The organism is Vogesella oryzagri, from assembly GCF_040148885.1.
Taxonomy (GTDB): domain Bacteria; phylum Pseudomonadota; class Gammaproteobacteria; order Burkholderiales; family Chromobacteriaceae; genus Vogesella; species Vogesella oryzagri.
This window is the reverse complement of record NZ_JBEFLD010000003.1, coordinates 18,835-31,984: the sequence shown is the minus strand read 5'-3', so window position 1 is coordinate 31,984 and position 13,150 is coordinate 18,835. Positions and strand designations below refer to the sequence as shown.

Below are 13,150 nucleotides of genomic sequence, written 5' to 3'. Positions count from 1 at the left end.
TGCGGTTACTCAGCTGACCAACGGCGGCATGTCGGCCAACACCTGCTTGAGACTCTCCAGTGCCTGGAAGTCTCCGCCATACAGGGAGAGGATACGGCTGCTGGCGGCGCGCAGCACATTGTTGAGATTGGCTTCCTGCCGCTCCGTCAGGCCCAGGTGGATGTATTCGCGCTCCAGCTCGCCCAGCATGCTTTCCAGCAGCGCAGTGGCCAGAAAGCGGTCGTCACGGCGTTGCTGCTCCATGGCCGTCACGCTGGCCTGCACGCTGGACAGGACTTTACGCAGGCTGGCCTCGCGCTCCACCACCTGCTGCTGCAAGGCCAGCATGGCGCCACGCGACGCGGCCAGATCCGCCAGCGCCAGCGTTGCCAGCCGGGCGGCAGCCAGCTCGGCGATGGCAGCCAGGTTGTCACGCAGGCGCCCCATGCGCTCCTCATCATCCAGCGGCATATTGCGCACCATCAGGGTAACGCCCCCGTAGTTGAATGCCGCGCGCTGCCCCATGGCCACGATGCGGCCGCAACTGGCGATCAGCTGTAGCACCCCGGACTCCATGGCACTCAGCTCGCCCGCCTGGTTCATTTCCAGCGCCCCGCTCTCGTTTCGCAATGCCACGGCAGAGGAAAGGCCGTAGCTGGCCGCCGCTTCCAGCAGCTCGCGAGCCAGGCCGCCCATGTCCTCGCACAGCATCACCTGGCGGGCAAACTGCACCACCTGCCCCATTTCGGCCGCGTTGCTCATCGCCGTCATGGCGGTCGCCGTGGCGTAACTGGCCTGCTGCGCCAGCGCTTCGCGCTGCTGGCGGATGCGCAGCAGCGCCTCCAGCTTGGCGCCCAGCAAGGTTAGCTCCAGCGGCTTGGCCATAAAATCCTCGCCACCGGCATCGTAGGCGGCCATGCGATCTTCCAGCGTGGTCAGGCCAGACAGGAACATCACCGGAATATCCTGGGTATCAAAATCTGCCTTCAAGCGGCGGCAAACCTCGTAACCGTCCAGTTCCGGCATATTGATATCCAGCAGAATGATCTGGGGCGCTAGCGTCCCCACCTGCTGCAAGGCCTGCAGCGGATTGACGCTGCCTTGCACGGCAAATTGCTCGCCCAGCACATCCTCGATCATTTGCACGGTCAGCGAATCATCATCAATCACGTAGAGCAGTGGTTTGGTCTGCATGCTAGTTCCAGGTGGGTAACGGCGTTCAGGTAAACAAGTGGCCAGCCGCAGACAGTCGGGCGGCCAACGTAATGGCTACGCATTGTCGTGGTGCGGCAGAAGATGCCCTTGCGCAACATCAACCAGACCGCACTATGCATGGTTGGCAATAACGCGGCGCTTTTCAAACTATTTGTCAAGCATACGCCGGCCGCTGCCGGCCGTAGCCACCCGGCGGGAAAACCGGCCCGGCCCCGCGGCACCGCAGCGCGGCAGGCCGTCACGCGGCCCAAGCAGCAGCGTCGCCTTAGCCCGTCTGCGTTTAATTGCGGCCCCGCCCCGCATACAAACAAAAACCCTGTCCGCACCGGCAGACAGGGTTGGCCGCAGACTACGGGCGTTGCGCCCGCGCCGAGCTCAATGCGCGCGGCGGTGCAGGTGGCGCTTGAACCACTGCAACAGATCGTCGATATAGGTGAACACCACCGGCACCACCAGCAGGCTCAGCGTGGTGGAGGTCAGCAGCCCGCCGATCACCGCTATCGCCATCGGCGCGCGGAAGCTCGGGTCGGCGCCCAGCCCCAGCGCGATCGGCAGCATGCCGGCACCCATGGCGATGGTGGTCATCAGGATCGGCCGCGCCCGCTTGTGGCAGGCATCCACCAGCGCGTCGAAGCGGCTCATGTCGCGCTCGCGCCGCGCCATCACCGCGTACTCCACCAGCAGGATGGAGTTCTTGGTCACCACCCCCATCAGCATCAGCAGGCCGATGATCGACGGCATCGAGAAACTGTTCCCCGTCAGCAGCAGCGCCAGGAACGCGCCGCCCACGCTCAGCGGCAGCGCCGCCAGAATGGTGACCGGCTGCAGGAAGTCATGGAACAGCAGCACCAGCACCACGTAGATGCACAGCACCCCCACCGCCATGGCACCGCCGAAGCTGCCGAACAGCTCGGCCATGCGCTCGGCGTCACCGGACGCCCGCTGCTTCACCCCGGCCGGCAGTGCTTTCAGCGCAGGCAAGGCATTCACCTCCTGCTGCACTTCACCCATGCTGCGCCCGCCCAGCTCCAGGTCGACGGTGACCTGGCGCATGCGGTCCAGGCGGTTGATCTGGCTGGGGCCGCTGCCCATGCCGATGTTGGCGACGCTGGCCAGCGGCACGTTGCCGTTGCTGGCCGCTACCCGCAGCTGGCCGATGGCGTCCAGGTTCTGGCGGCTGGCATCGTCCAGCCGCACCCGCACGTCCACCTGGCGCTGCGGCAGGTTGAGCTTGGCCAGCGAACTGGAGAAGTCGCCATAGGTGGCCATGCGCACGGTGGACGCCAGCGCGCTGCTGGTCACCCCCAGCTCGGCAGCACGGGCGTTGTCCGGCGTGATCTGGATTTCCTGCTGCTGCTGGCTGGCATCGGACGTCACCGAGCCGATGCCCTTCAGCGTGCGCAACTGGCGCTCCACCGTCTGCGCCGCGCCGGTCAGCGTGGCGGCATCGTCGCCCACCAGCGTCACCTGCAGTTTTTCGCCGGTGTTGCCGCCGCCGACGCTGATGCGTGCCCCCGGCAGGGTTTTCAGCGCCGCGCGGATGCGGCCTTCAATCGCCGCCTGCTTCTCGCTGCGTTCGCCGCGCGGCGTCAGCGTCACCGTCAGCGTGGCGGTATTGCTGTCGTTGCTGCTGGTGGCGCCAGGGCCACCGCCGCTGGTGGCGGTGCCCACCGAGCTGAACACATGGCGCACGCCGCTGAGGCCAACCATGCGCTGCTGCGCCGCGGCCGCCGCCGCCCGTGTCTGCTGCAGCGTGCTGCCCGGCGGCAGACTGATGCTGACGCTGGTGCGCGCCAGATCGCTGGCCGGCACGAAACCGGTCGGCAGCAACGGCACCAGGCTGAGCGAAGCGATAAAGAACGCCGTCGCCGCCGCCACCGTGGTCCTGCGATGCGCCAGGCACCAGCGCACCCAGCCCAGATAGCGCGTCATCAGCTTGCTGTCTTCCGCCCGCTCCGGATGCGCTTTCAGCAGGTAGGCCGCCATCATCGGCGTCAGCAAGCGCGCCACCAGCAGCGAGGCCAGCACCGCCACCGCGGCGGTCATGCCGAACTGGCGGAAAAAGCGCCCGGTGATGCCGCTCATGAAGGCGGTGGGCAGGAACACCGCCACCAGCGTCAGCGTGGTGGCCACCACCGCCAGGCCGATCTCGTCGGCGGCCTCCATCGCCGCCTGTTTCGGCGTCTTGCCCATGCGCAGGTGGCGCACGATGTTTTCCACCTCCACGATGGCATCGTCCACCAGGATGCCGATTACCAGCGCCAGCGACAGCAGCGTCAGCGTGTTGAGGCTGAAATCCCAGTAATACATCATGCCGAAGGTGGGAATGATGGACAGCGGCAGCGCGGTGGCAGACACCAGCGTGGCGCGGGTATCGCGCAGGAACCACCACACCACCAGCACCGCCAGCGCCGCGCCTTCCAGCAGCAGGTGCATGGAGCCGTCGTAGTTGTCCTCGATCGACTCCACCGTGTTGTAGGCCTCGGTGAACTGCACGCGCGGATAGCGTGCCTGCAGCTGCGCCACGGTGGCGCGCACGCGCGCCACCACCGCCACTTCGCTCTCGCCCTTGCCACGGGTGATCTGGAAGCCGATCACCGGCTTGCCGTCCAGCATGGCGTAGGTGGTGCGCTCGGCATGGGCATCGCTGACCGTGGCCAGCTGGTCCAGCCGCACGTGGCGGCCGTCACCCAGCGGAATCGACAGCGCGGCGATCTCGTCCACGCTGCCCACCGCGCCCAGCGTGCGCAGCGACTGGTTGGCACCGGACAGCCGCCCCTGGCCGCCGGAGGCATCCTTCTGCACCGCAGTCAGCTGGCTGGCGACAGTGGAAACGCTGACCCCCAGCGCGTTGAGCCGCACCGGGTCCAGCGCCACCAGCACCTCGCGGTCCACGCCGCCGACGCGCTCCACCTTGCCCACGCCGCTGGTGGACAGCAGCGCCTTGTTGACCTCGTTATCGACAAACCACGACAGCGACTCCTCGCTCATGGTCGGCGCCGCCACGGTGTAGGTGACGATGGCGCTGCCGCTGGTGGTCACCTTGGACACCGTCGGCGTTGCCATGTCCGCCGGCAGCTCGCCCTTGACGCTGTCCACCGCGTTACGCACCTGGTTCAGCGCTTCCTCGCTGTTTTTCTCCAGCGCGAACTCCACGCTGATGCTCACCGCGCCATCGGTAATGGTGGTGGTGATGTGCTCGATGCCGCCGAGCGTGGCCACCTCGTCCTCGATCTTGCGGGCGACCTCGGTTTCCAGCTGCGATGGCGCCGCGCCTTCCAGCGACGCGCTGATGGTGATGGTGGGGAAATCCATGTCCGGAAAGTTCTGGATGCCCAGCTTGTGCAGGCCGAACAGGCCGGCGGCGCTCAGCACCACGAACAGCAGAATGGCCGGCACCGGGTTGCGGATCGACCAGGCGGAGAAATTCATGTCGCCTCCTTGCCGCGCACAACGCGCACGCTGTCGCCATCATTCAGGAAGCCGCCGCCGCTCTGCACCAGCTGCTCGCCCGGCTTGACCCCGGACAGCAGCTCCACCCGCTGCGCCTGCCTGCGGCCAACCTTGACCTCGCGCTGGGTCACCACCGCGTGGCCGTCCACCACGAACACATAGCTGTGGCCATCGCGCACCACCACGGCACTGGCCGGCACCGTCTGCGCTGCGGTCTCGCCCAGCAGCAGGCTGCCACTGGCATACATGCCGGCGCGCGCCGGGCTGTCGGCGGCAACATCGACATACAGCAGCGCCATGCGCGTGCTGCTGTCCAGCGCCGGCGCCAGCTGCCGCACCTTGCCGCTGACCTGGCGGCCATCGCTCAGCGTCAGCAGTGCCGCCTGCCCCGGCTTGACCAGCGCCAGCTGCTGCGCCGCCACTTCGGCACGCCACTCCACCCGGCGCTGGCGCTGCAGGGTAAACAGCTCACTGCCGGACGACACCACCGTGCCCAGCGTGGCGCTGCGCTTGGTGATCACACCGTCGTCCACCGCCACGATGCGCGTCTGCGCCAGGGTGATGCGGGCGCTGGCCAGCTTGGCCTCGACCGAGCTCACCCCGGCGGCGGCGGTTTCCACCGCCAGCGCATATTGCTCGATCTTCTGTGCCGACAGCGCGCCGCTGTCCTTCACCGCGCTGGCGCGCGACAAATCGGAACGGGCGCCGGCCAGCGTCACCCGCGCCTCGGCCAGCGCCGCTTCGGCCTGGCGCACCTCGGCGGCGACGCCGGCGCTGAACAGCTCGGCCAGCAGTTGGCCGCGCTGCACCACTGTGCCGACATCGGCATGCAGCGCAGTAATGCGCAGGCCGCCGGTTTCGGCGCTGATGGTGGCTTCCTGCCACGCCGCCAGCGCGCCGTTCAATTGCAATTGCTGCGGCCAACGTTGCTGCTGCGGCTGCACCACGCTGACGGTCAACGCAGCGCGATCGGCGACTGCCGGCTGGCTGGCGGCCGCTGCCGGTTTCGCCGGCCACAACAGCCAGCCGCCAGCAGCCAGCGCCAGCGCGGTGGCCACGGCGAGAGTGAGGGTGTGTTTGCGGGTCATGCTGCTTCTCCCTTGGCGGCGGTGGCGTTGCCAAGCTGCCAGCCGCCACCCAGTGCCTTGTAAAGCGAAATGCCGTACAGCACGCGGTCGCGCTGCACGGTGATCAAAGACTGTTCGGCCGACAGCGCATTGCGGCGCGCCTCTTCCAGCGTCAGCAGGCTGGCGCTGCCGGCCTGCCACTGCTGCTGGGTAGCCATGAAGTAGCGGCGATAGTTGGCCGCACTGGCGGCGACGCTGCTTTCGCGCTGGGTGGCGCTATCCAGCCGCACCAGCGCCTGCTCGGTTTCTTCCACCGCGCTGCGCACCGCGCTCTTGTAGCTGGCCAGCGCGCTCTGGTAATTGGCGCGGGCGGTCAGCACCGCGGCCTTGCTGCTGCCGCCATCGAAGATCGGCAGGCTCAGCGTGGGGCCGAACGACCAGCCCTGGCTGTTGCCGCTGCCGCGGGTGGTGGTGCTGCTCAGGCTGCCGGTCAACGACAGCCGTGGGTAGCGCTCGGCCTCGGCGACGCCGATCTTGGCGCTGGCCGCCGCCAGGCTGCGCTCGGCCGAGACCAGATCCGGGCGCTGGCTCAGCAACTGCACCGGCAGTGTGTCCAGCTGCAGGCTGGCCGGCTGCGGGATCGCCGCCGCGGTAGCAGCCAGCTTGTCGCGCAGCAGCGGCTCGGACAGGCCGGTCAGTGCTACCAGCGACTTGATGCTGACTTCGCACTCCGCCTGCTGCGCCAGCAAGGTGCTGTGCGCGCTGGCCAGGCTGGCATCGATCAAGGCGCCATCGGCCGGGGCGCTGAAGCCGGCCGCCACCGATACGGCGGTGGCGCTGGCGGTCTGCTGCTGCGAGCGGTAGCTGTCCTGGTCGTGCGCCAGCTGCAGCTGGCAGGCGCGGTAGCTCACGTACTCGCTGGCCACCTCGGCCGCCAGCGACACCCGCGCGTCGTGCCAGTCGGCCTCGCTGGCGGCCAAGGCGGCGCTGCTGGCCTGCTGGCTGCGGCGCACGCCGCCGAACAGGTCGATCTCCCAGCTGGCATCCAGCGCCGCGCTGCTGCTGCGACCAACGTTGCCGCCCTGGCTGCCGCTGCGGCTATCGCTGCCGCTGGCGCTCAGGGTGGGCAGGCCGGACAGGCTGGCCTGGCTATCGCTGGCGCGGGCGCTGGCAATCGCCGCCAGCGCCTGGTCCAGCGTCGGGCTGTCGGCTTCGGCCGCTTTGAGCAGGCTGGACAGCGTCGGGTCGTTGAAGCTCTGCCACCAGTCCAGCAGCGCGCCGGTGCTGCCGCCATGCGGCAGTGCGGCCTGCCACTGCGCGTCCATGCGCACGGCCGGCGCCTGGTAGTCGGGCCCCACCGTGGCGCAGCCGGTCAACGCCAGGCCCAGCAACAACGGCAGGAGGGAAAGTCGGAACGACATGCGGGGTGTCTCCACGGAAACGGATAGCCCGGATGGTCGCCGCGCGGCGGGTAAAGCGCGGTTAAGCCAAGGTAAAGAAAGGTAAAGACGCGGCGGCAAGGTAAAGACGTGTAAAGCCGCCCGACACCGTGAACGGCAGCGGCTATCATCAGGGCGATGATTTATCGAAGACAGGCAGCATGAACAAGGTATTGCTGGTAGACGACGACGTGGAGCTGAGCGCCATGCTGGCCGAGTATCTGGAGCAGGAAGGCTTTGCCACCCAGCGGGTACACGATGGCGCCAGTGGCGTGCAGGCAGCGCTGAGCGGCGATTACGACATCGTGGTGCTGGACGTGATGATGCCGCGGCTGAACGGCGTGGAGGCGCTGCGCCAGATCCGCGCCCACAGCCGGCTGCCTGTACTGATGCTCACTGCGCGCGGCGACGACATCGACCGCATTCTGGGGCTGGAGCTGGGCGCCGACGACTACGTGCCCAAGCCGTGCACCCCGCGCGAGCTGGTGGCGCGGCTGCGCGCCATCCTGCGCCGCGGCCAGGCCGTCGACACGCCCACCGGGCCGGCAACGGGTGATGGCAGCCTGCAGGCCGGCGCGCTGCAGCTGTGGCCGGCAAGGTTGGCCGCACACTGGTACGGCCGGCCGCTGGAGCTGACCGGCAGCGAGTTCCGCCTGCTGGAGCTGCTGGCGCGCCACGCCGGGCAGATCGTCAGCAAGCAGCAGTTATCCGAAGTGGCGCTGGGGCGGCCGCTGGCCCGCTTCGACCGCAGCATCGACGTGCACATCAGCAGCATCCGCCAGAAACTGGCTGCCGGCAGCGACGGCCGCAGCTGGATACAGACCGTACGCGGCCAGGGCTACCAGCTGATCCGCGACGGGGATTGAACATGGGCCGCCTGTTCTGGAAGTGCTTCCTGATCCTGCTGCTGTTCATCGCCGTGACGGTGGGCAGCATCATCGGCGCCACCTCGCTGTGGCGCTGGGCGATGCCGCAGGCCGAGCGCAGCTTTGAGGCGGAAAAGCTGGAGCTGGTATTCAACGGCATCGCCACCGCGCTGGCCAATCACGAAACCCGCACCGCGCGCCAGCTGCTGCAAGGTTGGCCGCACAGCAGCGAGCTGCCGTCCCCGTATGTGCTCGACGCCAGCGGCCGCGAGCTTCTGGGCCGCACGCTGCCCGCCGCCGACATCGCCAGTGCGCGCCAGCGGGCCGCCAGGCAGCAGCCATTCAGCCGCGACATCGCCAGCACTGACGGCAGCCGCTACCTGCTGTTTGTGCGCGGCGACGATCTGGCGCGCATGCTGCGCTTCGCCCACATCAAGCCGCCGCCGGCGCTGCTGCCGATTTCCACCGCCATCCTGATCAGCCTGCTGTGCAGCGCGCTGCTGGCCTGGCGTGCCGCCAAGCCGATCCGCCAGCTCAGCTGGGCGTTCCAGAAATTGGCCGCCGGCCGGCTGGACACTCGCATCGGCCGCCGCCTGGGCCGCGGCCGCGACGAAATCGGCGATCTGGCCAGCGAATTCGACGGCATGGCACAGCAACTGCAACAACTGGTCGGCGCCCAGCGCCGCCTGCTGCACGACGTATCGCACGAGCTGCGCTCGCCGCTGGCGCGGCTGCAGGCCGCCATCGGCCTGGCACGGCAGCGGCCGGACCCGGCACGGCTGGACAACACGCTGGAACGCATCGAACGGGAAGTGGTACGGGTGGACACCCTGGTGGGCGAGCTGCTGACCCTGGCGCGGCTGGAGGCCGGCTCCGGCACCGTGGCGCGCGAGCGGGTGGACCTGGTGGAACTGCTGGCCGCCATCGCCGACGACGCCCAGTTCGAAGCGCAGGCCCTGGGCCGCGATGTCAGCTTCAGCAGTGACGGCGAATTCGTCGCCGAAGTCGGCGCCGAGCTGCTGTACCGCGCCTTCGAGAACGTGATCCGCAACGCGGTGAAATACACCGCCGCCGGCACGCGGGTGGACATCCTAGCGCACAGCAGCGCAGACGCGCTGCAGATCAGCGTGGCCGACCGCGGCCCCGGCGTGCCGCAACACGCGCTGCAGGATATGTTCGAACCGTTCCTGCGCGTGGGCGAGGACGGCCAGGACAGCAGCGGCTTCGGCCTCGGCTTGGCCATCGCCCGCCGCGCGGTGGAATCGCACGGCGGCAGCATCACCGCCCTGCCGCGCGACGGCGGTGGGCTGGAGGTGCGTATCATGCTGCCGCGACAGCCGTAGCGGCGGCGCGCCTTACTGGCACTGTCGCGGGGACGCCAGGTGTACGCTCTCAACGCGCACCTAGCCAACGCCCGGCGTCAGGACTGCTGCTGTTCCGAGCGCAAACGCTGCTAGCCGCCGTCCGTCACTTCCAGCCCCAGTGCCAAGGCGGCTGATCCATAGCCCGGTGAAAGGTTGGCACGCCGTGCAAAAGCGCTCCCCGGCGCCCCCATTCCGTAGCGACAAAGCCGCGAGTTATTCCCAGCGGCCAGTGCATACACATCAAAAAAGGTTGGCCGCATCGCTGCGGCCAACCTTGTTCCTGCCGGCAACGGCTACACCGCCATGAAACGCGCCAGCGGGGTGTGCTGCCAGTCCACACTGTCCAGCAGGTTTTTCACCACTAGCCCCAGCTCGGTATCGCCTTCGATGCGCAGGCGGCGGTTGAAGAACAGCGTGTCCGGGTCTTCCTCGCGCAGCATCAGCCGGGCGAAGTCGGCCAGATCGGCCGACAGCTGCAGGTCGGGCTCGCTGCTGGCTTCGGCGCTGACAAAACGCTGGCCGTCGCTGGCGAAATGCAGCGTGATGCCGGCGTCCAGCACGCGGATGCGGAAGCTGCGGCCGGCCAGCAGGCTGTGATCCACCGGCAGCACGCCACGCGCCGCCAGCAGGTTGAGCATGCGGGTCAGGCCCCACACCGGCGGCGTAGCCGGCAGTTTGCCCAGCACGCGCGCCAGCGCGGCCGGTACTTTCAGATCAGGCACAGCCATGGGCGGTCTCCTTCAGCGCGATGCCGGCTTCGCCGTGCCAGTAGCCGTTCACCAGCGGCCCCGGCGCCAGGCGGGCCAGATCGGCCAGCGGCGTCTGACCGGCGATGGCGGCGGCAAACGCCTGCACCACGGCGGCCAGGTGCTGGTGCTGCGGGCTGATGCGCACCGCGCGCACGCCCTGTGCCGGCAATGCGGCCAACTCGTCCAGCAGACTGTGGCAGCCGGCGGACATGGTCTGGATGCCGTTGATGGCGAGGAAGTCCTGCGCTTCGCGGGTGGCCAGCGTCATGCCGTCCGGGTGCTCCAGGCAGCGGAACTGGCAGTCGTCCTTGTTGAGCTGGTAATGGCGCGCGGTAAAGCAGCGCGACGACAGCGCCAGCGGCAGGCGGCCCCAGGCAAACACTTCGGTTTCGATGTCCGGGTTGGCCGCAGCGATCAGGCGCACGGTGTCGCCGGACATTTCCACCGGCGGCACCCAGCGCTGCGCGCCCAGGCGGCCATACAGCCGCAGGGTGTCACTGTTGTAGATGTTGAGGTGCGGGCCGGCCACAAACGGCAGGCCGCGCTGCTGCAATAGGTGCACGGCGCCGGCGTCGTTGGCCTCCAGCAGCGTGTCGCCGTTGTCGATCAGCTTGCGCAGCCGCTTGAGGTCGGATTCGCTTTCCAGCAGCGCCTGGCTGGACAACACTGCCTGTTTGCCGGCAGCGGCAATGTCGGCTGCCAGCGCGATCCAGTCCTGGGTACGCAGCTGCTGGCGGCGCGAGCACACCACTTCGCCCAGATACAGCCGTTGCAGCGGCCAAGTGCTGGCCTCGGCATAGAAATTCATTACCTGGTCGCGCGGCCAGAAATACAGCAGCGGCCCCAGGACCAATTGCAGCGGGAGGGACATGTCGGTCATTTCCATGGTCGGTTGTAGGCGCCCAGCGTCACTTGCTGGCCCTCGGAGAGCTTGCCCAGCGTGGCCATGGCCAGCGGGTCGGCGTGGCGGCCGCCCTGGGCCGCCTTGTCCAGCGCTTGGCGCAGCACGCGGGTGACCTGCGCCACGTAGGCCGGGCTGCGCTGGCGGCCTTCCACCTTGATGGCGGCCACGCCGATGCGCAGCAGCTCCGGCAGCAGCGGCAGCACGTTGAGGCTGGTGGGTTCTTCCAGCGCGTAGCCGGTGCTGCCCTCTACTTCGAAACGGCCTTTGCACAAGGTGGGGTAACCACTGGGCTCATCCGGGCTGAAACGGTCGATCAGGATGCCGTTCAGGCGCGCATCCATGCCGTGCGTGCCCTCCTCCCAGCGCACGAAGCGCGCCGGCGAGCACACGCCGTGGGTATTGGGCGATTGCCCGGTGGCGTAGCTGGACAGCAGGCAACGCCCTTCCGCCATCACGCACAGGCTGCCAAAGCCGAACACCTCGATTTCCACCGTGGTATTGGCAATCACCTGTTCCACCTGTGCCAGCGTCAACACTCGCGGCAGCACCGCGCGCTGCACGCCAAACAACTGCTGCGCCAGATTCACCGCCTCGTAATTGCTGGCCGAGCCCTGCACCGACAGGTGCAGCCGCAAGTCCGGATGGCGGCGGCTGGCGTAGTCCAGCAGGCCGAAATCGGCCAGGATCACCGCATCGACGCCCAGCTCGGCGGCTTCGTCGATGGCATGCTGCCAGCGCGCGCTTTCCGCGCCCTGGGCAAAGGTATTGATCGCCAGCAGCGTCTTGACGCCCTTGGCGCGGGCATAGCGGATGCCCTCGCTGGCGCTTTTGGCATCGAAATTCAGCCCGGCGAAGTTGCGGGCATTGGTGTCGTTCTTCAGGCCGAAGTACACGCAATCGGCACCGTTATCGACCGCGGCCTTGAGCGAAGGCAGGCTGCCCGCCGGGCAGACCAGTTCGGGAAGCGGCATGATGGAGTTCCTTGCAAGCAAAACGGGCAGACCTTAGCCCAGCCGCCACCGGTCGCCATTGCCGCAAATCAAGCATTTAGCCGCCGCGTCGGCAGGCCGCGCGCAAAAGGTGGGTAAACCCCGTTTACCGCACTGCAACATAGGGCCTATGATGGACGGCTGCCCCCACACCGCCACCACCGCACCATGATCATTCGCCCCCGCTACCACTGGTTCCGCCTGCTGTTCATCTGGCAAGGCTCGGTTGTCCCCCGCATCATGAGCCGCCTGCTGCTGGTGCTCGTCATCTCGCTGCTGGCCAGCATCTGGGCGCCATGGTGGATCAGCCGCCATGCGCAGTCATCGCTGAACATCTACATCTTCACCCTGCTGGGGGTGTCGCTGGCGATCTTTCTGGGCTTTCGCAACTCCGCCAGTTACGAGCGCTTCTGGGAGGCGCGCAAGCTGTGGGGCGGCCTGCTGATCGCCAGCCGCGAGCTGAGCGGCAAATGCCTGGCGCTGACCCCAGATGCCCCGCAGACGGCACTGCTGATCGACGGCATCTGCGCCTTCATCTACGCGCTGAAGGGCCATCTGCGCCAGGAAGATGTTAGCCCGCACCTGCAGCGCCTGCTGCCGGAGGCGCAATGGCAGCGCGTGCACCAGGCACGCAACCAGCCGGCGCTGATTGTGGCCTGGCTGCAGCAACTGCTGGCCGAACTGCGCCGCGACGGCAGCATTAACGATTGGCAGTGGCAGACGCTGGACAAGAACATGGACACACTGGTGGAGGTTCAGGGCGGCTGTGAACGCATCAGCACCACGCCGATTCCGTTTACCTACCGCGTGCTGCTCAACCGCACCGTCACCATCTACTGCATGCTGCTGCCCGTCGGCTTGTCCACCAGCATCGGTTGGGTCACCCCGCTGATTGCGGTGTTCATCGCCTACACTTTCCTGGCGCTAGATACGCTGGGCGACGAGCTGGAAGAACCGTTCGGCAAGGAAGGCAACGACCTGCCGCTGGCGGCGATGAGCCACAACATCGAGGCCTCGCTGCGCGAACTGCAGGGTGTGCCGATGCAGGTGCCGCCGCCGCAGCCAGATGGCATCTACCTGCACTGAGTCGTTGCACTAGCAATAAAAAAGGTTGGCCGCATGCGG

Annotated in this window: 10 protein-coding genes; 3 read left to right on the top strand and 7 right to left on the bottom strand. The window is 67.8% G+C overall.

Annotation, left to right across the window (positions count from 1 at the left end):
* Nucleotides 1–9 precede the first annotated feature (9 nt).
* The 4 genes from ABNW52_RS05435 to ABNW52_RS05420 form a co-directional block, all read right to left on the bottom strand.
* The gene (locus ABNW52_RS05435; RefSeq protein ID WP_349585123.1) at nt 10–1,173 is read right to left on the bottom strand and encodes a response regulator; all 1,164 of its coding nucleotides are present in this window, start codon (nt 1,171–1,173) and stop codon (nt 10–12) included.
* Between the two features lie 396 nt (nt 1,174–1,569).
* Nucleotides 1,570–4,626: an efflux RND transporter permease subunit gene (locus ABNW52_RS05430; protein WP_349585121.1), complete on the bottom strand. Its 3,057-nt coding sequence runs from the start codon at nt 4,624–4,626 to the stop codon at nt 1,570–1,572.
* Nucleotides 4,623–5,735, bottom strand: coding sequence for an efflux RND transporter periplasmic adaptor subunit (locus ABNW52_RS05425; protein WP_349585118.1), 1,113 nt, complete (start codon nt 5,733–5,735; stop codon nt 4,623–4,625). The genes ABNW52_RS05430 and ABNW52_RS05425 overlap by 4 nt, the downstream gene beginning before the upstream one ends.
* Nucleotides 5,732–7,135 carry an efflux transporter outer membrane subunit gene (locus ABNW52_RS05420; protein WP_349585115.1) on the bottom strand — a complete coding sequence of 468 codons (1,404 nt, stop codon included), beginning with the start codon at nt 7,133–7,135 and terminating at the stop codon, nt 5,732–5,734. The genes ABNW52_RS05425 and ABNW52_RS05420 overlap by 4 nt, the downstream gene beginning before the upstream one ends.
* Before the next feature lie 179 nt (nt 7,136–7,314).
* Here ABNW52_RS05420 and ABNW52_RS05415 point away from each other — a divergent pair, with 179 nt between their 5' ends.
* Both ABNW52_RS05415 and ABNW52_RS05410 read left to right on the top strand, forming a co-directional pair.
* Entirely contained in the window at nt 7,315–8,019 is a 705-nt protein-coding gene (locus tag ABNW52_RS05415) for a response regulator (protein WP_349585114.1), read from the top strand.
* Between the two features lie 2 nt (nt 8,020–8,021).
* The gene (locus ABNW52_RS05410; protein WP_349585111.1) at nt 8,022–9,362 is read left to right on the top strand and encodes a HAMP domain-containing sensor histidine kinase; all 1,341 of its coding nucleotides are present in this window, start codon (nt 8,022–8,024) and stop codon (nt 9,360–9,362) included.
* Between the two features lie 314 nt (nt 9,363–9,676).
* Here the strand turns inward: ABNW52_RS05410 and ubiT are convergent, their stop codons facing one another.
* Genes ubiT through ubiU form a run of 3 tightly spaced genes read right to left on the bottom strand, consistent with a single transcriptional unit; the run spans nt 9,677 to nt 12,007 of the window.
* Nucleotides 9,677–10,111, bottom strand: coding sequence for a ubiquinone anaerobic biosynthesis accessory factor UbiT (ubiT, locus tag ABNW52_RS05405; protein ID WP_349585108.1), 435 nt, complete (start codon nt 10,109–10,111; stop codon nt 9,677–9,679).
* The gene (locus ABNW52_RS05400; RefSeq protein ID WP_349585105.1) at nt 10,098–11,003 is read right to left on the bottom strand and encodes a U32 family peptidase; all 906 of its coding nucleotides are present in this window, start codon (nt 11,001–11,003) and stop codon (nt 10,098–10,100) included. The genes ubiT and ABNW52_RS05400 overlap by 14 nt, the downstream gene beginning before the upstream one ends.
* A 5-nt stretch (nt 11,004–11,008) precedes the next feature.
* Entirely contained in the window at nt 11,009–12,007 is a 999-nt protein-coding gene (ubiU, locus tag ABNW52_RS05395) for a ubiquinone anaerobic biosynthesis protein UbiU (RefSeq protein ID WP_349585103.1), read from the bottom strand.
* A 186-nt stretch (nt 12,008–12,193) separates the two neighbouring features.
* On the opposite strand from ubiU, the gene ABNW52_RS05390 reads away from it, so the two are divergent.
* Complete coding sequence (locus ABNW52_RS05390) at nt 12,194–13,111, top strand: bestrophin family protein (RefSeq protein ID WP_349585100.1); 918 nt, start codon at nt 12,194–12,196, stop codon at nt 13,109–13,111.
* Nucleotides 13,112–13,150 lie beyond the last annotated feature (39 nt).